Origin of the sequence: Roseateles koreensis, from assembly GCF_028595305.1 — a bacterium.
Lineage (GTDB): Bacteria > Pseudomonadota > Gammaproteobacteria > Burkholderiales > Burkholderiaceae_C > Paucibacter_A > Paucibacter_A koreensis.
In genome coordinates, this window is sequence record NZ_JAQQXS010000001.1 from 354,691 (window position 1) to 374,243 (window position 19,553).

The window sequence follows — 19,553 nt, forward strand, 5'->3', positions numbered from 1 at the left end:
AATTGGTTTAATTACATTGTTAAGTTACTATTGTTTGAGTATTTCATTTGCACTATTTTCTGTGGGATTAATCGACCTTTTGGTCGAGATGAACAAAATTCTCGAATTTATTTGAGTTGTATTTCTCACCTGAGATTATTTGTGGCGTTCTCTTCAAGATTGCCGTGATCTGGGCATGGTTGGGTTCAATTTGTGTCGGATGCATGTGCTTTGACGCGTTGGCTTGGGCGCCCCGAACATGTCACTCCACACAGGCCCTGCCGCTACACTGGGCAACCCACCTTGGTGACTGCCGTCTGCCCGCCCTTGAATCCTCCGGAACTTGCCCTTTCTGCGCCTTCAGCCACTACGGCCGCTGATGAATACGCCATGCGCATCGCTCTTGATCAGGCTCATAACGCTTGGCTGGCGGGCGAAGTGCCGGTGGGCGCGGTGGTCATGCGCGCGGGTCAAGTGGTGGCAACGGGCTACAACCGGCCCATCACCACGCACGACCCCACGGCGCACGCTGAAATCGTGGCCCTGCGGCATGCTGCGGGGCTGCTGGGCAATTACCGCCTGCCTGAGTGCGAGTTGTACGTCACCTTGGAGCCCTGTGCCATGTGTGCCATGGCCATCCTGCATGCACGCTTGAAGCGCGTGGTTTTCGGGGCGATCGATCCCAAAACCGGCGTGGCGGGCTCGGTACTCAATTTGTTTGAACAACCGCAACTCAACCATCACACCTGTGTGCAAGGCGGCGTGTTGGCTGAGGCTTCGGGGCAATTGCTGCGTGAATTTTTTGCCCAGCGGCGTGAGGCTGCACGGCAGCGCCGCGCTGCCAATCGGCCGGCACCCGTGTTTGTCTCCGGCAATGCCGAACCCGAACCTGAATCTGAACCCATCCCCACAGGAGATGCCACGCATCTCGACCCGGATCCCATGCCCGCCGTGTCAGCAAAGTCCTGACACAGCGATTGAGCCCCTTGCCTGAAAGCGCCCATGAACAACAACCTGACCCTTTTCACCCCCGCGGGTGCCCTGGCCAAAGCGCAGCCCTTGATGCGGGCCGCCAAGCGCCTGGCCAAGCTGGGCTTTGACGTGCATATCGACGAGGCTGCGCAGGCCCGGGACCAGCGCTTTGCCGGCGACGACGCCACCCGTTTGGCCGCATTGCACCGGGTGGCGGCAGCTGCGCCCAGCGTAGCCATGGCCACACGTGGCGGCTACGGCATGACGCGCCTGCTGGACCAAATCGATTGGAAGGTCCTGGCCCAAAGCGTCGAGCAAGGTACGCGCTGGGTTGGTATGAGTGATCTCACCTCGCTGCAACTGGGCCTACTTGCACACGCCAAAGCGCAGAGCTGGGCCGGCCCCATGGCCTATGGCGACTTCGGCCGCAGCAGCAAAGAGGGAGGGGTTGACGACGTGACCCAAGATTGTTTTCTGGAGGCCATGAACGGCTTGCTGGAGGCGGTTGGCTTTCGCTGCGAAAAAGGGCACGATGGTCTGGCGGTGCGCGGTACTTTGTGGGGCGGCAATTTGACGGTGCTGAACTCTTTGCTCGGGACCAAGCATCTGCCCAAGATCAAGGGCGGCATCTTGTTTCTTGAAGACATCAACGAGCACCCATATCGGGTCGAGCGCAGTTTGTTGCAACTGGCGCAGGCGGGCATTCTGGACGCGCAAAAGGCGATTGTTCTGGGTGATTTTGGCGGCTGGAGCAAGGCGCCCAATGACCGTGGGTATGACCTCAAGGCCGCCGTCGAGGCGGTGCGCGCTCGTACCAAGACACCCATTTTGACGGGCTTGCCCTTCGGCCATGTGGAAACCAAAGTCTGCTTGCCGGTGGGTGCGCAAGTGGATTTGATGGTGCAGGGCCGTGACGTGCTGTTGGATTGGCAAAGTGACCCGCAGCACAAACATGCGCATGAACATTTGCATGAACAACATTCGCACGATCATGCCGGCGAGGGCGTGCATGACCACGCGCACTGACCCCTGACTTTTCGCACGCGGCACCGATTGGTTAGGCCGTTATGATTCATCGCAACGCCTCGTGATCTTCGGCCTATTAGCCGCCCTGATCTAGAGGCTTTGTGTTTTTTTGAATCAGCTTGTTGGTGATGCAGGGGCATCGGATGGATGGGGCGGCGATGAGGGGGCAGTGGTGGCTTTGGCGAGCAGACCTGACAAGGCTGGTCCGGTGGATTGCGCGCGGCCGGCCAGTACGTTTGGCCTCGTCGTTAGGTATGGCGCTACTCATGGGTTTGGGCCTGTCCGCCTGCAATAACAGCCCGTATCCCTTGGGTGCCGAGAAAGAGAACACCTTGTTCATGGCATTTCAGGAGCGGTCGCCGCGCTACCTGGACCCGACCGCCTCCTACACCGCGCCGGAGTCGGTCTACGCCTACCAAATTTACGAGCCGCCCTACGGTTACCACTACCTCAAACGGCCCTATGAGTTGATTCCGCGCGCGGCGCAAGCGGTTGTGAGGCCGTATTACCTCGACGCTCAAGGCCATCGCCTGGCTGATGACGCACCTGACAATCAGGTGGCGCAAAGTGTCTATGAGTTGAAGATTCGGCCCGGCTTGAAGTACGCGCCGCACCCCGCTTTTGCCCGAGATGCCGGTGGCCGTTTGCGTTACCACGCGATGACGCGGGCTGAGCTGGGCGACAAACGCTCACCCTGGGAGTTTGCCGAACTGGGCAGCCGCGAGTTGGTGGCAGAGGACTTTGTCTACGCCGTCAAACGCCACGCCTCCCCGCGGGTCGAGGCACCAGTATTTGGTTTGTTTTCTGAACATGTGGTGGGCCTGAAAGCCTACGCTGAACTGATTCGCACCGAAAACGCGAAGCTGCTGAAAGGCCTGCCCGAGAGCGCACCCGACAAGCCGTTTCTTGACTTCAGACGCTGGCCGCTGGAAGGGGCGCAGGCGGTCGATAAAACCACCTTGCGCATCCTCATCAAGGGTAAATATCCGCAGTGGAAGTACTGGCTGGCCAGTACCTTTCTTGCGCCTGTGCCCTGGGAGGTGGATGCCTTCTATGCGCAGCCCGGCATGAATGAGCGGGGCTTGTCTTGGAACCAATGGCCCGTGGGCACCGGCCCCTACATGATGACGGAGTACAGCCAAGACCGGCGCCATGTGATGAGCCGCAACCCCAACTACCGTGTGGACACCTATCCCTGCGAGGGCTCGCCGGGTGATGCCGAGGCAGGGCGCTTGGCTGATTGCGGCAAGCGCTTGCCCTTCATCGACAAGATCGTTGCCACCTCGGTCAAAGAAATCGTGCCCATCAAAGAGTTGTTCAAACAGGGCTACCTCGACCTGCCAGAAATGGACCGGGCGGACTGGGGCGTCGACTTCATGGTCGACAAAACCGACTCCGACGACGTGGCCCAGCGCTTTGATGAGCGGGGCTACAAGTTTCCGCTGACCGTGGACATCACCAATTGGTACCTGGGCTTCAATATGCTGGACCCGGTGGTTGGGCAGGGCGATACGCCTGAGCGGGACCGCCGCAACCGAAAACTGCGCCAGGCCCTGTCCATTGCGATTGATTGGGAGGAGGGGTATGGCCGCATCTTCCGCAGCCGGGGCGGGGTGGCCGCACACGGGCCGATTCCCCCGGGGGTGTTTGGCTCGCATGAAGCTCAGTTGGGGCAGGCTGGTCAAGTGCTGGCGCACAACCCGGTGACGCACAAACTGGTCAACGGCAGGGTGGAGCGGCGTTCCATTGATGAAGCCCGCGCCTTGATGGCCGAGGCCGGTTACCCCGATGGGCGAGATGTGAGTACCGGCCAGCCGCTGGTGTTGAACTACGACTACATGCGCGTGGTGACGCCCGAAGTCAAAGCGCAAAACGATTGGATGATCAAACAGTTCGCCAAATTGGGTGTCCAGTTGGAGGTGCGCGCGACCGACTACAACCAGTTCCAGGACAAGGTCATGAAGGGCAAGCACCAGGTGTTCTGGTGGGGTTGGTTTGCCGACTATCCGGATGCTGAGAATTTCTACTTCCTGCTTTACGGGCCCAACGCGAAGTCAAAGCATGAGGGGGAGAACACCAGTAACTATGAGAACCCGGCATTCGACCGCCTGTTTCGCCAACTGCAGACCCTGGAAGATGGCCCCGAGAAGCAGCAGGTGATGGACGCCATGCTGAAACTGGTGCGTGAGGACGCGCCCTGGGCCTTTGGCTACTGGTCGTACTCAGGCTCGGCGTTCCAGAGCTGGCTCTACAACGGCAAGCCCGGCGTGGTGGTGCGGGATGCGACCCGCTACCTGCGGCTGGACACGGCACAACGCAGCGCGAAGATTGCACAGTGGAATCATCCGGTGTGGTGGCCTTTGGGTGTCTTGCTGGTCGGGTGCGGCTTGATTTTCTGGCGTACACGCCGGAGTTTCATGCTGCGAGAGCAGGCGGCTGCGCCGGGCTATGGCGCACCAGCGTCGGGTGAGCAAGTTGGGAGCGCGTGAATGTTGCTGTATCTCCTGAAACGTCTGGGCTATGGGGTGTTGGTGCTGATTGGCATCAACCTGCTGACCTTCTTTTTGTTTTTTTCGGTCAACACTCCCGACGACATGGCCCGTCTGAACATCGGCGGCAAGCGCGTGACGCAGGTGCAGATTGACAAGTGGAAGACCGAGCGCGGCTATGACAAGCCGCTGGTTTGGGACGCCGCGCAGAGTGGGCCCCAAAAGCTCACTCACACGATTTTGTGGGAGCGGTCCGCGTCTTTGATGCTGGGTGACTTTGGTCGCTCGGATGCACGCCAGGCGGTGGATATCGGGCATGAAATCAAGACGCGCATGGGTGTCAGCCTCCAACTGGCGGTGCCCTTGTTTGCCTTGCAGGTGATGGTCAGTGTTGCCTTCGCGTTACTGTTGGTCTTTTTTCGGCATACGGCGCTGGACTTCTGGGGTGTGGTGCTGTGCGTGTTGATGCTTTCTATCTCCAGCCTGTTCTACATCATCGTGGGCCAGTATTTCTTTTCGCGCGTGTTGCGCCTGGTGCCCATCAACGGCTATGCGCCCGGCCTGGATGCGATCAAATTTCTGGCCTTGCCGATTCTGTTGTCTTTGCTTTCACGCCTGGGCAGTGAGGCGCGCCTGTATCGCGCCATGTTCCTGGAAGAGGCCTCCAAGGACTATGTGCGTACCGCCCGCGCCAAGGGCATGAGCGAGCAGGTGGTGTTGTTTCGCCATGTGCTGCGCAATGCCTTGATCCCTATCATCACCAGCGCGGGGAGCTATTTGCCGTATGTGTTTTTGGGGAGCTTGGTGTTCGAGAGCTTCTTCGGGATTCCGGGCCTGGGGGCATTCATCATCGAGGCGATCTCGGGGCAAGACTTTGCCATCGTGCGTAGCATGGTGTTTGTGGGGGCTGTGCTTTACATCGCCAGCAATGCCCTGATCGATGTTGCCTATACCTGGGCTGACCCCCGCGTTCGACTGGGCTGAGCCGTGGACTTCAAATTTGTTCTTCTATGGACCGACGCGGCCCTGTGGGCCCTGGCGGTGTCCTTGCTGGCGTACGCGTGGCGGGTGCGAGGGCAGGCCAGCCTGCGGGCAAACTGGCTGCGGGTGCTGCGGGACCCGGTGGCGGCCAGCGCAGGCCTGTTGTTGGGTTTGTTTTTTCTGTTGACCCTGGCGGACAGCGTGCATTTCCGCCTGGCGCTGCCATCAGGTGACGGGCCGCGACACTACGACACCCAAACCCACTCGTTGCTGGACGCGCTGTTGCGGCGCCAGATTGCCATGCGTGAGACCAGCTACTCGGCGCCGTTGGCGTATCGGGCCTTCAACAAGGGGGCGGCGGTGGGGGATGCCACCGCTGCACAGCCGGTGGTGGACGGGCAAACGCCCCCTCATCATGACCGCCCCCGTTTGCAGTTTGGCGGTGCGCACCTGGAGGACCCTGTTCAACAGTGGGCGCCCGATGTCGGTCGGCGAGTGGCCTGTGGCATGGCGGCTGGCTTGAGCGTCACCTTGCTGTTGAGTGCCGGCGTGGCCTTGGGCCTGTCGAAAACGCATGGCGGTGTGAACCGCGCGTGGCTTGCCTTGGTGGCCGACCGCACCCACTACCCTTGGCGGGCCCTGCTGGGCACCGTTGGCATCGTGGCCTTGTGTGTTGGGGTTGTGGTGGCCTTGATGTCGAATTACCACGTCTTTGGCACCGATCAAACCGGCAACGACGTGTTCTATCAGGCCCTGAAAAGTATTCGCACAGCCTTTGTGATCGGCGCGCTGTCGACCCTCGCGACTTTGCCCCTGGCGCTGGGCTTGGGCGTGCTGGCGGGGTATTACAAAGGGTGGGTCGATGAGGTGATCCAGTACATCTACACCTTGCTCACTTCCGTTCCCAATGTCTTGCTCATCGCCGCCTGTGTCTTGATGGTTCAGGTCTTTCTGGATACCCACCCGGATGCGTTTGAAACAGGTGCCGAGCGGGCTGATTTGAAGATGTTTCTGCTCTGCCTCATTCTTGGCTTGACTGGCTGGGCAGGGCTGTGCCGCCTGGTACGCGGTGAAACGCTTAAATTGCGTGAGCTGGATTATGTGCAGGCCGCCACCGCTTTTGGCGTGAGCGATGTCCGCGTCATGCTGCGGCATATCGTGCCCAATTTGATGCACCTGGTGTTGATCACGGTCGTACTGAGTTTTTCGGAGTTGATCTTGTACGAGGCGGTCTTGACCTATGTGGGCGTGGGCGTAGACCCCAGCATGAACAGCTTTGGCGGCATGATCAATCTGGCTCGCTCGGAGATGTCCCGAGACCCGGTCGTGTGGTGGAGCTTTGCTGCGGCATTTGGGGTCATGGTGACTCTGGTTTTGGCCGCGAACTTGTTTGCCGATGGTGTGCGCGATGCCTTCGATCCACGCGCCCGCCAGACCCGGTTGCGTGTGCAGCCCCCGTCTCGCAAGGCTGAGGGCTGAGTCATGTTGAAGATTGAAGACCTCAAGGTCACCCTCGACGCGGAAGTGGGTCTGGTGCGCGCCATCGATGGCATGCGTCTGACCTTGCGGCGCGGCCAGACCTTCGCCCTCGTGGGTGAATCTGGCTGCGGCAAAAGCATGACAGCCCTGGCCCTGATGCGCTTGCTGCCCGAAGGCGGCCGCATCGATGGCGGGCGCCTGCTCCTGGACGAGCAAGACGTTTTTGCCTTGCCCGAGGCCCAAATGCGCGCTGTGCGGGGCGGGCGCATCGGCATGATTTTTCAGGAGCCTTCGACCAGCCTGAATCCCGTCATGCGGATCGGTGAGCAGATGGTTGAGGCCATTGAGGCGCACACGCCTCTGCGGGGCGCCGCAGCAAAGGCAAAAGCCATTGAATGGCTCGATCGGGTCGGCATCCCTGAGCCGGCGCGCCGCATCGACGACTACCCCTTTCGCATGAGTGGCGGGCAAAAGCAGCGCGTGATGATCGCCATGACACTTGCTGCTGAGCCTGACTACTTGATTGCGGACGAACCCACCACGGCGCTGGACGTCACCGTGCAAGCACAAATTCTCGATCTGCTGCGCGACCTGCAACGCGAGCGCGCGCTGGGCGTGCTCTTGATCACCCATGACTTGGCGGTGGTCTCCAGGATGGCGCACCAAGTGGCCTTGATGTATGCCGGGCAAATCATCGAGTTGGCCCCTGCCGACACCTTTTTTGCCGCCCCCCGCCACCCCTATGCCCGTTTGTTGCTGCAAGCGCTGCCCGATGCCGCAAAGCGGGGCGAACCCCTGGCCGCCATCGCCGGCACCGTGCCGCCGCTGTGGACGCATTTCAAGGGCTGCCGTTTTGCGCCGCGCTGCGATCGTGCTTGGGCGCCCTGCCAGCAGGTGTTGCCGGCGCTGGGGCCGGTTGGCCCGGCCCACGAGGTACGGTGCTTGCTATACACCCATGCTGAGGGGGCATCGCAAGTTTTCTCCCCGAGTTTGCCCGCCGTGCCTCGGGTTGCAGCATCGGGTAACGGAGCCTCAACAACGGCGCAGCCATTGCTTGACGTGCGCAATTTGCGGGTGCGATTTCCACTCCAACGCTCTTGGCGTGGCAACGGCCCCCGGTATTTCAATGCCGTTGATGACGTGAGTTATGTCATCCGCCCGGGTAGAACCTTGGCCCTGGTGGGTGAATCAGGTTGTGGCAAGACCACCTCGGGCAAGGCAATTGTGCAATTGCTCAGGCGCTCCGCTCAGATTGAGGGGCAAGCACTTCTAGACGGGCAAGACTTGTTCACCCTGAACGGTACTGCCCTGGTGCAGGCGAGGCGGGCTGTGCAGATTGTGTTTCAAGACCCGTTTGCGTCCTTGAACCCCCGTATGCGCGTCAGCGAGGTGCTCGAGGAGGGCATGCTGGCTTTGCGGCCTGAACTGGATGCCTCCAAACGCCGCGCAAATTTGGAGTTATTGATCGACCAGGTTGGCCTCCGCCGTGATTGCCTCACGCGCTGGCCGCATGAGTTTTCAGGTGGGCAACGCCAGCGTTTGGCCATTGCTCGAGCCCTTGCGGTGGAGCCTCGTTTGATTGTTTGCGACGAACCCACGTCTGCGCTCGACGTTTCTGTGCAGGCGCAAATTCTCAATCTGTTGCGCCAGTTGCAGCGTGAGCGGGGCCTGGCGTTTTTGTTCATTACGCACAACATTGGGGTGGTGGAGTACGTGGCCGACGATGTTGCCGTGATGCAGCGTGGCCGTATTGTTGAAGCGGGCTCCTGCGAGGCCGTGCTGGGCGCCCCCCAACAGGCCTACACCCAGACCTTGCTGGCGGCAGTTCCACGACTTGTTGCTGGTATCCAGTCGGTGTGAAGGTCCTTGTTGCGGAATGTAAACGGGAGTTTTGTTGCCTCAAGGCGACAAGTTACGAGCTATTTACCAACCGTTAACGACCCTGAAATGCAGGGGGCAGGGCCTGGGAAAGGGCCTTCCTTAAGGTCACCACCAAGGGGTTTACCCTTGTTTTACGTGTCCTGTGAGTGCGCTACTCCGAAATTTGGGATTTTTGCCAATTGAGTCGTGAGGAGTTTCCCTAACGGATTACTTGTTGGGGCTCATCCACCATAGCGCTCAGGCTCTGGATTGAACCGTCAAGATCTACCGATCTTGATGAAGTTTTTTTGCGGGCTCAGTGTGTCAATCGACAGCAAATTTCCCTTAGGAGTATTCATGTTCAAAAAAACCCCGGTAGTCGCAGGCGTCTTGCTTGCACTGAGTGGTGTCACAACGTTGGTCTCGGCTCAAACGACTCTGGAACGGGTTGAGGTCACGGGCTCTTCCGTCAAACGCATTGAGTCTGAAACGGCTTTGCCGATCACGGTGCTCAAGAAGAGTGACATTGCGCGCACTGGCGCGACCAACGTGACCGATCTGCTGCAAAAGCTGCCAGCTATGCAGAATTCGACCAATGAAGGCAGTGCAGTCGGTGGCGAGACTTTCGGCTTCGCCGGCATCTCTATCCACAACATCGGTGAAACCCGGACGTTGGTGCTGCTGAACGGTCACCGCATTTCGAAGTTCGGTGGTCAAACCGTTACCGGTAGCCTGAACGCGATTGACTTGAATACGCTGCCGATTTCTGCGATCGAGCGCGTGGAAATTCTGACCGACGGCGCCTCGGCGTTGTACGGTGCTGACGCCGTTGCCGGCGTGGTCAACTTCATTACCGTGAGGAATTCGACCGAAGGCACGATCAATGCTGGCGTTTCGTTGCCGACCCATGCCGGCGCAGAAGAAAAGCGCATCAGCCTGACCAAGGGCTTTGGCAATTTCGAGGCAGACGGCTTCAATGTCAATGTGGCACTGAGTTACGACAAGCGCGGTACCTTGGCTGCGACGCAGCGCGATTTCGCGAAAACCGGTCTGGTGACGCATACAGACTCCGACGGAATTCTCCTCGGTGTTCCTACGGCCAACGCGACATCTAAGCGGTCGGTGCCGGCGAACTTGAATTTGTACGATGCGGATGGCAATCAACTGACGCGTATCAACCCGACCTTGGCTGCTACCGGCGCGTGCCCAGCCTACCATGTGAAGTCGGGCAATTCTTGCCGTTATGATTTCACCAGCCAGTTGGAAATTTACCCTGATCGGGAGCGTACCAACGGCTATGTGACCTTCGACAAGAAACTTGGCGACGATATCAAGTGGTCGACAGAGTTGCTGGTCAGCCATACAAAGAGCACCTCGCGCATTGCCCCCCCTCCTGGTGAATTGCCGGTTCAAGTGGGTTCAGCGGCATACAACACCGCGATTGCATTGGCAGCATCAAAGGGCTACTTCCCCATCGGTACCGCGGGTGTGGATGCTGCGCATGCATTCGACCCGACGACTATGGATGCCAACCTTCGCTTCACAGAGTTGGGCAAGCGGACCAACGTCAATGAAATCGACCTGACTCACTTTGTAACGGGTGTGGAAGGCAGCTTCTCGGGATGGGACTACAGCACGTCGTTCACCCATTCTGAAAACACGGTGAAAGATACCTTCGGCGGCGGCTATGCCAGCGTGAGCGGCGTTGCTGCGGCGACCTTCACCGAGTTCAATCCCTTCTTGCCGTTTGGTGCCCAGAGTGCCGCAGGTCAGAAGGCCATTGACGGCGCGAAGCTGAGTGGCTACTGGAATGGTGGCAAGTCCACACTGCAATCGCTCAACGGACAGGCTTCCCATGATCTGGGTAAGTTGGACGGCGGCACCATGCAGATCGGCCTGGGCTTTTCTTTGCAGCGTGAAAAGCTGGACTCTCGCCCCGGTGATGTCCTGGCCGGCCGTGTGACTTACAAGACCGACGCCAACAACCAGCCTTGCGCGGCCAGCGGCTTGCCTTGCGTGGGCACGGCGATTGACCAGCGTTTTGGCGACTCTGGCATTACGCCGGCATACAACGCAACGCGCGATACCCAAGGTGTGTTCTCCGAATTGGTGATGCCCTTCACCAAGTCCTTGGAAGTGACTGCCTCGGGTCGGTTCGATCACACCAGTGACTTTGGCAATACCACCAATGGCAAGCTGGCGGTGCGTTATCAGCCGGTCAAGGAATTGCTGGTGCGTGGTTCGGTTGGTACCGGCTATCTGGCACCATCCATTGCTCAAGTTAATGCGCCCAAGCAAAACTACGGCGTGACGGCAGGAGCATATTCGTGCACGGATGGTTCTGCTGCAGCGACCGCGCTGCAAGCTTTGGCAACAGCCAAGGGCCTGCTGTGCGACGACGGCGCGCAGTTCCAGCAGTACGCAATGGGTTACAAGAACCTGAAGCCGGAAACGTCACATCAATTCACCTTTGGTGCATTGTGGGAGCCGACTGCCGACTACTCGTTCGGTGCTGACTATTGGGCTGTGTACATCAGCGACTCGATTGGCTCGAAGACAGAGCAGGTTGTGTTTGCGGACCCTAACAAGTACGCGAGCAATTTCACGGACTTCGTGGATCCGCTGACTGGCAAGAAGTTGCTGGCCGTTATTTTCCCGAATGAAAATCTGGGTAAATCCATCACTTCGGGTATTGACTTCAGCCTGCGCGGCCGTTTCAAGCTCGCGGGTGGCAAGTTGACCTCCAACCTGAACGCGACCTATCTGCTGGTCTCCAAGGCTCAACAAGAGGTCGGCGGCGCTTATCTGTCGGACATCGAGAACAAGGATCAGACGGGTTCGGTCTCCTTCCGTTGGCAAGGCCGATGGATCAATACCTTCGACTTGGGTGATTGGAGCAATACGGCGACTGTCAACTTCAAATCGGGTTACAACGACTCGGCAGTCGATGCGGCCGTGAAGTCCGGTCCAAACATCGGTACGACCCGTTCTGGCTATCGCCAGCCGGTGCCATGGTTCTACACTTTGGACCTGACATCGACCTACGCCGTGAACAAGTCGTTCTCCTTGACTGGTGGCGTGCTGAACCTGTTCGATCGCAACCCACCGTTTGTGTTCAGCCAGGCTGGAACCAGCCGTGGCCAGGAAGTGGGTTGGGATGGTCGCTACTACGACCCCCGCGGCCGTACGATTTTCGCAAACGCATCCTACAAGTTCTGATCGTCAAGCTTGATTGGACAAAAAGACCGCCTGGGGCGGTCTTTTTTTTGGGGGCGGAGAAGCCGGGTGACCGTCATTTGAGTTACACCGGAGATCAATTTTCTCGCCCTGCATCGCTGTGTTTTTCGAGATCGGATCTTCTCACCCCCATGCCGGTGCACCCAGAGGTGCCAAGTCTTGACCTGGCTGCCGTGCGAGATTTTCCACGGCGCAGGCGGCTGGAACGGTCTGGTAACTTTTTCCCGGAGATTTTGGGCGTTAGGGGTTACTACTGAGCTTATGGGTCTTTTTTCCTGCCCCTGCACCAGTAAAATACCACTTGTCAGCACGAGGCGGAGACCCTGCGAATGTTGGGTTCTTGTCTCGTGCTGTGTCGCTTGTAAGCTGCGGGAAAGCCCCATGATCGAGGCAATTTCGTTCTCGCTTATGATGCGGCACCGCAAAATTCGATTGCAGCATGTGCTGGCGGATTGCAAGTGCATCCGAAGCGGAGTTCGCTGCGAAAGTGTGCGAACAGTTGGTTAGATTGGGCTCTCTAGTTGAACCCGGGTTTTGAGTATTTGTGTCCATGCTGCAGGCAGCGGCCGTCGCTCCAGCGCCAAGCGCGAAGTGGAGGGTGGTCCCAGATGAAGGTCCGCACCTTCTCTGGTCATACGCTGTTGACGCCACCGGTTGCTTTGCTCCAAGCGCGTGTTTGATGAGCGCTGAGTTAAAGTTTCGAGCCGTTTGGGTTGTTGCGTTTTGAGTTGATTCCTTCCCCCCGAGCGTGTTGATGAAAGTATTTCGCAGTCAAATGAAGGAGCGCGCATGAACTTTGCGCAGGAGAAGAACGGCGCCTCGCGCTACACGGGTATCGGCGTCGTTGTGCTGATTCACGTGTTTATTGCGTGGGCTTTGGCCAGCGGCCTGGCCCGCAAGGCTGTGGAAATGGTGAAGGGTCCGATTGAGACCAAGGTCATCGAAGAAAAGGTCAAGCCGCCGCCGCCGCCTGAAAAGGTTGTGCCACCGCCGCCGGATCTGAAGGCACCGCCACCACCGTTCGTGCCGCCGCCTGAGTTTCAGGTGACTGCACCGCCGCCGGTGAATGCGCCTGCCATCCAGTCCACGCAAGTGGCGCCGCCTCAGCAAGTGGCAAAAGCTGCACCGGCACCTGCCGTTGCAGCACCGCCACCGGCGCCGCGGGTCGGGCCCCAGCGCGCAGGTGCTGTGTGTACCAAGATGGGCAAGCCTGAAATGCCTTCGGTCAACTTGAGCGGCGACGCGCTGTTCAAGGCCGTAGCAGTGGTCAAGTCAGGTCGTGTGGTGTCTGTGGAAATCACCAGCCTGCGTGCCGGTGTGGACCGCAAGGCACAACGCGCACTGGTCTCGGCCATCGAATCCACGTTGCGTGACACCTATGAGTGCCCGGGCGATGTGGTGATCGAGCAAGAGTTCCAATTCCGTCAGACGGACTGATTCTGTCGTCGGCACAGTTCAAGAATCAATCAGCCCCCACAAAGGGTCAGGCACAACCCGACCCTTTTCTTTCAAACCAGTTTCAGATTTCTTCCGTAGGAGTTGACTTCATGTTCTCTCGTATTTCCGGCCTGATCGCCGCTATCGCCTTCGCCGCGACCATGGGCTTCTCGCCCGCCCAAGCTCAAGAACAAAAGCCAGCTGACGCTGCGTCGGCTGCTGTTGAGACGCCTGCTGCTCCTGTTGCCGAAGCTGCTGCACCTGCTGCTCACAAGGTTGACAACCCCTACGGCCTGATGGCCATGCTGGATCACGGCGACATGGTGTCCAAGGGCGTTCTGGGCCTGTTGCTGATCATGTCCATGGGCAGCTGGTACATCCTGATCACCAAGCTGTGGGACACCACCAAGCTGGCCAAGGAAGCCAAGGACGTGCGCGCCACATTCTTCAAGAAGGCCAGCTTGGCCGATGGCGTCAAGACGCTGAGCGAAGGCAGCGCGTTCCGCTACATCGCTGGTTCTGCTATCGAAGCCTCGGAGCACCATGAAGGCGCGCTGACCGAAAACATCGACCACAGCAGCTGGGTCACGATGAACATCGACCGCTCCGTGGCCGACGTGCAAGCTCGTGTGCAAACCGGCCTGGGTTTCCTGGCGACCGTGGGTTCGACTTCGCCGTTCATCGGCCTGTTCGGCACGGTGTGGGGCATTTTGCAAGCGCTGACCGCCATTGGCGTTGCCGGCCAAGCTTCTATCGACAAGGTCGCAGGCCCTGTGGGTGAAGCCCTGATCATGACCGCCATCGGTCTGGCCGTGGCTGTGCCTGCCGTGTTGGGCTACAACTGGCTGGTGAACCGCAACAAGTCGGTGATGGGCCAAGTGCGTGCTTTCGCTGGTGACCTGCACGGCGTGCTGATGGGCAACCGTCAAGTTGCAAAGCGCTAAGCCCAGGCTTAGCCAGAGCAACTTAACAGCAGAAATCCCGGAGAAGCCACCATGGCAATGAATGTCGGATCCTCTTCCGGCGACGACGAAGTGGTTTCGACCATCAACACCACGCCCCTCGTGGACGTGATGTTGGTGCTCTTGATCATCTTCCTCCTCACCATCCCGGCGGTTATCAATTCGGTGAAGTTGAATCTCCCCAAGGAGACCAACGTCGTTCGGGTGACCAAACCGGAAAACATTGAAATCTCGGTGTCCAAAGAAGGTGACATTTACTGGGGCACAACCCTGGTGAATGACACGGACGACCTCGTCAAACGTCTGGGCAAGGTGGCGGTTTTGAATCCGCAGCCTGAAGTCCATGTTCGTGGCGACGACAAATCGCGTTACGAGTCAGTTGGTCGCGTGGTTTATGCGTGCCAGCGGGCCGGCATCATGAAGGTCAGCTTCGTCACCGAACCTCCCGCCAAGGGCGGTTGAGAAGAAGCCAGGAGCTAAAGCATGGGAATGAATGTAGGCAGCTCGTCCGGCAGCGATGAGCCGGAAGTGATGATGGACGTCAATACCACGCCCTTGATCGACGTGATGTTGGTCCTGATCGTGATGTTGATCATCACCATTCCAATTCAGCTGCACAGCGTGAATCTGGACATGCCGCCACCGAGCAATCAGCAGCCGCTGAAAGAACCCGTGGTGCATGAGGTCTATATCGACTTCGACGGCACGGTGAGCTGGGACGGCGTGGCACTGCCAGATATGGCTGCCGTGACCACCAAGCTGACTGAAGTGGTTGGCGAGGCCGATCAGCCCGAGGTCCATATCAAGCCCAACAAGCTGGTGGACTATGGTTATGTTGCTGCGGTGATGGCCTCTGCTCAACGCCTTGGCGTGAAGAAGATGGGCATGGTCGGCAACGAGCAGTACGTCAAGTAATCAGCCCGATTGGTCAAACTCGATTGGGCATTGAGGTTTTGATGCGCAGACAAGAGCGCGCTTCCCGCGAGGGCGGCGCGTTTTTTTTGGTCTTTATGCAATGATTGCGTCAACGCGTGGCCCCTGGGGTTCGACGCGGATGACTGGGAAAATCGGTGGTTCACAGCTCTGCTTCAAGAGCAGCCGCCCGACAAAGTAAATGCGAGGAACGAAGCAATGACGAAAGCGACGAACAAGGCCTTGAAGCTCAAGACTCTGGCCACGATTGCACTGGGTGTTGCAGCCTTTGGATTCAACGCCACGCCGCAAGGCCAGTTTGGATTCGCTCAAGCCCAGGCTCAGTCCGAAGGTGTGCGCCCCGAAGTTGGCAAGATCCTGAAAGACGCTGGCGGCCTGATCAAGGCCGGTAAGTACAAGGAAGCCCTGAGCAAGGTGCATGAGGCCGAAGGCGTGAGCGGCCGCAATGGCACTGAAAACTATTACATCGAAGCCACTCGCGTTGCAGCCGCTTCAGGCGCCGGCGATGCTGACGCCATGGTCAAGGGCTTCGAAGCGATGAAAGCCAGCGGCAAACTGGGCACTGCGGACCAGTTGAAGATGATGGAGTCGATTGCCGGCACTTATCTGCGCAACCGCGACAACGCTAAGGCGCTGTCATGGGCGCAGCGTTATTTCAAGGAAGGTGGCACCAGCGCGTCCATGAAGCAGGTGTTGACCAGCGCACAGTTCCAGTCGGGTGATATGGGCTCGATCATCAAGGATACACAGGACGAAATCACGGCTGACGAAAAAGCCGGACGTACGCCCTCGATGGACAAGCTGAACCTGTTGCTCAGCGCCGCCCTCAAAAAGGGCGATAGCGCTGCTGAAGGGTTTGCCGTTGAGCGGTTGCTGAACTACTACCCCCGCAAAGAATTGTGGGCGCAGGTGTTGGGTGGGCTGCAATCGAAGAAGGGCTTCTCCGACCGTTTCAACCTAGATATCTTGCGTCTCAAGTTGGCGACTGGCAACCTCAAAGATGCCAACGACTACTTCGAAATGGCCCAGTTGTCAGCCCAGGCAGGCTATCCTGAAGAAGGTAAATTGGTTGTTGAAAAGGGCATGGCCGCAGGTATTCTGGGTCAGGGTGCCGAAGGTGCTCGTCACAAGCGTTTGTTGGACTTGCTGAATAAGCGCATCACCGACGGCAAGGCCACTTTGACCGAAACTGAGCGTGCGGCCAGTGAGGCCAAGGATGGCAATGCACAAGTGTCTCTGGGTTTGGCCTATGCATTCCGTGGCGAAGCGGCCAAGGGTGCCAAGATCATTGCCGATGGCATCGAGAAGGGCAGTCTGAAGCGTCCTGAAGACGCCAAGCTCTACCTTGGCATGGCGCAATCCATGGCCGGTGACAGCACCAAGGCCGCGGCGACTTGGCGCAGTGTCAAGGGCACTGACGGTTCGGCTGAATTGGCACGCCTGTGGGTCATTCAAACTCGCGGTGCAAAGCGCTAAGCGTTGATCGCATGTCGGTGAGACGCCCGTTTAGCGGGTGTTTTCCCCGTCAAAAAGGGCCAGGAGATCGCTCTCCTGGCCCTTTTGCTTTGTAGTGATTGGAGCGCGCTGAAGTCAGCTCTTTTGTATCACTTGGGCGCCAGGCGAATGGCGCCGTCGAGTCGAATGACCTCGCCATTGAGCATCTCGTTGGTGATGATCTGGTGAACCAGTTTGGCGTAATCCGTGGGTGTACCCAGGCGCGAAGGGAAGGGCACATTTGCCGCCAGCGCATCCTGTACTTCTTGCGGCATGCCGAACAACATCGGCGTGCCAAAAATGCCAGGCGCGATGGTCATGTTGCGAATGCCGTTGCGCGCCAAATCGCGGGCAATTGGGAGGGTCATGCCAACCACGCCACCCTTGGAGGCGCTGTAGGCAGCTTGGCCGATCTGGCCGTCGTAGGCGGCCACAGACGCGGTGGAAATCAACACACCTCGTTCCCCCGTTGATTCAGGCGCATTTTTGGACATGGCTTCGGCTGCCAGTCGAATCATGTTGAAGCTGCCGATCAGGTTGACGGTGATCACTTTGGAAAATAGCGCCAGCGGGTGGGCGCCCTCTTTGCCCACAGTTTTCACGGCAGGGGCAATCCCGGCGCAGTTAACCAAGCCCATCAACTTGCCGAGGCTGACGGCCTTGGCGACCACGGCCTGGCCATCGGCTTCCTGGCTGACATCGGCCTTCACGAAGGCGCCGCCCAATTCTTTGGCGACAGCTTCGCCACGCTCAACTTGCAAGTCGGCAATGACGACCGTGGCCCCTTGGGCGGTGAGCATGCGTGCGGTGCCTTCGCCCAAACCGGAGGCGCCGCCGGTGACGATAAATACCTTGCCTGCGATTTCCATGTGATCTCCTTGGGCTTGCTGAGCCGATGTGAGTAAAGAAGGATAGGGCGCGAAAAGTCAGTACCTCTACTTGACGTTAACGTAAACGTCAAGTAGACCATTGAAAAGAGGCCGCTCGAAGCGACCTGATCAATTTCCTGCTGGCAGTACAGCGTTGTGAGTCCGTAGCGTCCGCCTGACAAAACCGGGGCTGTGAGTGAATCGCGCGTTTCATGCGTTGACCCAGGCACAGCCCGCCGGTGACCCACTCAGTTCAATGCGGTCAAGGCGCGCTTGGTGATGTCGTCCACCGAGCCGACACCTTCGATACGGCGATAGCGAGGGGCTGCGGCGTCACCCGTGGCGGCCCAGGTGGAGTAGTAGTCAACCAGAGGGCGGGTTTGCGAATGATAGACATCCAGGCGCTTGCGCACGGTTTCTTCTTTGTCGTCTTCGCGTTGCACCAGGGCTTCGCCCGTGGCGTCATCTAGGCCGTCAACCTTGGGGGGATTGAACTTGACATGGTAGGTGCGACCCGAAGCGACGTGCACACGGCGGCCGCTCATGCGCTCAATGATGGCGCTGTCGGGGACGTCGATTTCCAGCACGAGATCCAGCTTCACGCCAGCGGCCTTCATGGCGTCGGCTTGAGGGATCGTGCGGGGAAAACCGTCGAACAGAAAGCCTTTGGCGCAGTCTGGCTGAGCAATACGTTCCTTGACCAGACCGATGATGATGTCGTCGCTGACCAAGCCGCCTGCGTCCATCACCTTCTTGGCTGCAAGACCCATTTCAGTGCCGGCTTTGACGGCAGCGCGAAGCATATCCCCGGTTGAAATCTGAGGGATGCCGAATTTTTGGCAAATAAAGGCCGCTTGAGTGCCTTTGCCGGCGCCGGGGGCGCCCAGAAGAATCAGTCGCATGGGTCTCCTTAATGCTTTATAAAAAGGCGATTCCGCAGGTTTTCAGCTGGTTTGGAGCCAAAATCGTACCTGGGAAGCGCCCTTGACAACTGCGGGCGAGGATACCATGAGGCACCCTACAACTGGCTGACGGCTGGGGCAAAATGGCGTTTGCCCACGGCTTTTGGGTCTGTTTACGCCTCAAAAAAGGCTGCGAACGCGTTCCAGGTCGGCGGGGGTGTCCACACCGGGGCCGGGGCGCTCAGGGCTGATGTGAACGGCAATGCGCTCACCGTGCCAGAGTACGCGAAGCTGCTCCAGTGATTCAATCTGCTCCAGCGGGCTGACTTCCAGTTGCGGGAAGCGCCGCAAAAATCCGGCGTGGTAGGCGTACAAGCCCACATGCCGCAGCGCCGATCCGGCTTGCGGCTGGCCTTGGCCGTCACGCCACCACGGGATCGGGGCGCGCGAAAAATACAGGGCAATGCCGTTTTTGTCGGTCACCAGTTTGACCACATTCGGATTGGCAAACTCCGCCGCGCCGTGATCGTTGCTGTCCAACTCGTGAGCGACGGTACTCATCACGCAGCCAGGGCTGGCGCGCAATTTGGCGGCACATTCATTGATCATGGCAGGTGCAATCAAGGGTTCGTCGCCCTGCACATTGACCACCACTTCTTGACCGTCAAGGCCCAGCAACTCGCAGGCCTCGGCGAGGCGGTCGCTGCCGGATACGTGGTCGGCGCGGGTCAGGATGGCGTTGACGCCGTGTTGTCGGCAGGCGTCAAGAACGGTGGGGGCGTCTGTTGCGACCACCACTTGGCGCGCTTGCGAGAGCGCCGCCCGCTGCGCCACACGAACGATCATGGGAAGCCCCTTGATGTCGGCCAGCGGCTTGTTGGGCAGGCGGGTGGACGCTAGCCGAGCCGGCACGATCACGCTGAAACTCATGGC

Annotated in this window: 15 protein-coding genes; 12 read left to right on the forward strand and 3 right to left on the reverse strand. The window is 58.9% G+C overall.

What is annotated here, in order from left to right:
• The first annotated feature begins 369 nt into the window (after positions 1 to 369).
• The 12 genes from tadA (at position 370) to PRZ01_RS01545 (ending at position 16,831) form a co-directional block, all read left to right on the forward strand.
• Positions 370 to 948, forward strand: a complete 579-nt coding sequence (gene tadA, locus PRZ01_RS01490) for a tRNA adenosine(34) deaminase TadA (RefSeq protein WP_409993790.1) — start codon at positions 370 to 372, stop codon at positions 946 to 948.
• Positions 949 to 981: 33 nt separating this feature from the next.
• Positions 982 to 1,977, forward strand: a complete 996-nt coding sequence (locus tag PRZ01_RS01495; RefSeq protein WP_273594970.1) for an LD-carboxypeptidase — start codon at positions 982 to 984, stop codon at positions 1,975 to 1,977.
• Between the two features lie 266 nt (positions 1,978 to 2,243).
• Positions 2,244 to 4,466, forward strand: coding sequence for an ABC transporter substrate-binding protein (locus PRZ01_RS01500; RefSeq protein ID WP_273594971.1), 2,223 nt, complete (start codon positions 2,244 to 2,246; stop codon positions 4,464 to 4,466).
• Complete coding sequence (locus PRZ01_RS01505) at positions 4,467 to 5,450, forward strand: ABC transporter permease (protein ID WP_273594972.1); 984 nt, start codon at positions 4,467 to 4,469, stop codon at positions 5,448 to 5,450.
• A gap of 3 nt (positions 5,451 to 5,453) precedes the next feature.
• Complete coding sequence (locus PRZ01_RS01510; RefSeq protein WP_273594973.1) at positions 5,454 to 6,926, forward strand: ABC transporter permease; 1,473 nt, start codon at positions 5,454 to 5,456, stop codon at positions 6,924 to 6,926.
• A 3-nt stretch (positions 6,927 to 6,929) separates the two neighbouring features.
• Positions 6,930 to 8,786: an ABC transporter ATP-binding protein gene (locus PRZ01_RS01515; protein WP_273594974.1), complete on the forward strand. Its 1,857-nt coding sequence runs from the start codon at positions 6,930 to 6,932 to the stop codon at positions 8,784 to 8,786.
• A gap of 357 nt (positions 8,787 to 9,143) precedes the next feature.
• Entirely contained in the window at positions 9,144 to 12,005 is a 2,862-nt protein-coding gene (locus PRZ01_RS01520; protein ID WP_273594975.1) for a TonB-dependent receptor plug domain-containing protein, read from the forward strand.
• Positions 12,006 to 12,812: 807 nt separating this feature from the next.
• A complete protein-coding gene (locus PRZ01_RS01525) occupies positions 12,813 to 13,460 on the forward strand; it encodes a hypothetical protein (RefSeq protein WP_273594976.1) in 648 nt (215 codons plus the stop codon).
• A gap of 110 nt (positions 13,461 to 13,570) precedes the next feature.
• On the forward strand, positions 13,571 to 14,404 hold the full coding sequence (locus PRZ01_RS01530) for a MotA/TolQ/ExbB proton channel family protein (protein WP_273594977.1): 834 nt from the start codon (positions 13,571 to 13,573) through the stop codon (positions 14,402 to 14,404).
• Between the two features lie 51 nt (positions 14,405 to 14,455).
• Positions 14,456 to 14,884 carry an ExbD/TolR family protein gene (locus tag PRZ01_RS01535; protein WP_273594978.1) on the forward strand — a complete coding sequence of 143 codons (429 nt, stop codon included), beginning with the start codon at positions 14,456 to 14,458 and terminating at the stop codon, positions 14,882 to 14,884.
• 21 nt (positions 14,885 to 14,905) lie between these two features.
• The gene (locus PRZ01_RS01540) at positions 14,906 to 15,337 is read left to right on the forward strand and encodes an ExbD/TolR family protein (RefSeq protein WP_273594979.1); all 432 of its coding nucleotides are present in this window, start codon (positions 14,906 to 14,908) and stop codon (positions 15,335 to 15,337) included.
• Between the two features lie 216 nt (positions 15,338 to 15,553).
• Complete coding sequence (locus PRZ01_RS01545) at positions 15,554 to 16,831, forward strand: hypothetical protein (protein ID WP_273594980.1); 1,278 nt, start codon at positions 15,554 to 15,556, stop codon at positions 16,829 to 16,831.
• A gap of 128 nt (positions 16,832 to 16,959) precedes the next feature.
• Here the strand turns inward: PRZ01_RS01545 and PRZ01_RS01550 are convergent, their stop codons facing one another.
• The 3 genes from PRZ01_RS01550 to kdsB all read right to left on the reverse strand — a co-directional run bounded on the left by PRZ01_RS01550 (position 16,960) and on the right by kdsB (position 19,550).
• Positions 16,960 to 17,718, reverse strand: a complete 759-nt coding sequence (locus tag PRZ01_RS01550) for a 3-hydroxyacyl-CoA dehydrogenase (protein WP_273594981.1) — start codon at positions 17,716 to 17,718, stop codon at positions 16,960 to 16,962.
• 248 nt (positions 17,719 to 17,966) lie between these two features.
• On the reverse strand, positions 17,967 to 18,620 hold the full coding sequence (adk, locus tag PRZ01_RS01555; RefSeq protein WP_273594982.1) for an adenylate kinase: 654 nt from the start codon (positions 18,618 to 18,620) through the stop codon (positions 17,967 to 17,969).
• 180 nt (positions 18,621 to 18,800) lie between these two features.
• Positions 18,801 to 19,550, reverse strand: coding sequence for a 3-deoxy-manno-octulosonate cytidylyltransferase (gene kdsB / locus PRZ01_RS01560; protein WP_273594983.1), 750 nt, complete (start codon positions 19,548 to 19,550; stop codon positions 18,801 to 18,803).
• Positions 19,551 to 19,553 lie beyond the last annotated feature (3 nt).

Bases quoted from the DNA above. Each gene is read 5' to 3' on its own strand.
- tadA (WP_409993790.1), top strand. From the start codon at position 370: ATGCGCATCGCTCTTGATCAGGCTCATAACGCTTGGCTGGCGGGCGAA.
- PRZ01_RS01495 (WP_273594970.1), top strand. From the start codon at position 982: ATGAACAACAACCTGACCCTTTTCACCCCCGCGGGTGCCCTGGCCAAA.
- PRZ01_RS01500 (WP_273594971.1), top strand. From the start codon at position 2,244: ATGGGTTTGGGCCTGTCCGCCTGCAATAACAGCCCGTATCCCTTGGGT.
- PRZ01_RS01505 (WP_273594972.1), top strand. From the start codon at position 4,467: ATGTTGCTGTATCTCCTGAAACGTCTGGGCTATGGGGTGTTGGTGCTG.
- PRZ01_RS01515 (WP_273594974.1), top strand. From the start codon at position 6,930: ATGTTGAAGATTGAAGACCTCAAGGTCACCCTCGACGCGGAAGTGGGT.
- PRZ01_RS01520 (WP_273594975.1), top strand. From the start codon at position 9,144: ATGTTCAAAAAAACCCCGGTAGTCGCAGGCGTCTTGCTTGCACTGAGT.
- PRZ01_RS01525 (WP_273594976.1), top strand. From the start codon at position 12,813: ATGAACTTTGCGCAGGAGAAGAACGGCGCCTCGCGCTACACGGGTATC.
- PRZ01_RS01530 (WP_273594977.1), top strand. From the start codon at position 13,571: ATGTTCTCTCGTATTTCCGGCCTGATCGCCGCTATCGCCTTCGCCGCG.
- PRZ01_RS01535 (WP_273594978.1), top strand. From the start codon at position 14,456: ATGGCAATGAATGTCGGATCCTCTTCCGGCGACGACGAAGTGGTTTCG.
- PRZ01_RS01540 (WP_273594979.1), top strand. From the start codon at position 14,906: ATGGGAATGAATGTAGGCAGCTCGTCCGGCAGCGATGAGCCGGAAGTG.
- PRZ01_RS01545 (WP_273594980.1), top strand. From the start codon at position 15,554: ATGACGAAAGCGACGAACAAGGCCTTGAAGCTCAAGACTCTGGCCACG.
- PRZ01_RS01550 (WP_273594981.1), bottom strand. From the start codon at position 17,718: ATGGAAATCGCAGGCAAGGTATTTATCGTCACCGGCGGCGCCTCCGGT.
- adk (WP_273594982.1), bottom strand. From the start codon at position 18,620: ATGCGACTGATTCTTCTGGGCGCCCCCGGCGCCGGCAAAGGCACTCAA.
- kdsB (WP_273594983.1), bottom strand. From the start codon at position 19,550: ATGAGTTTCAGCGTGATCGTGCCGGCTCGGCTAGCGTCCACCCGCCTG.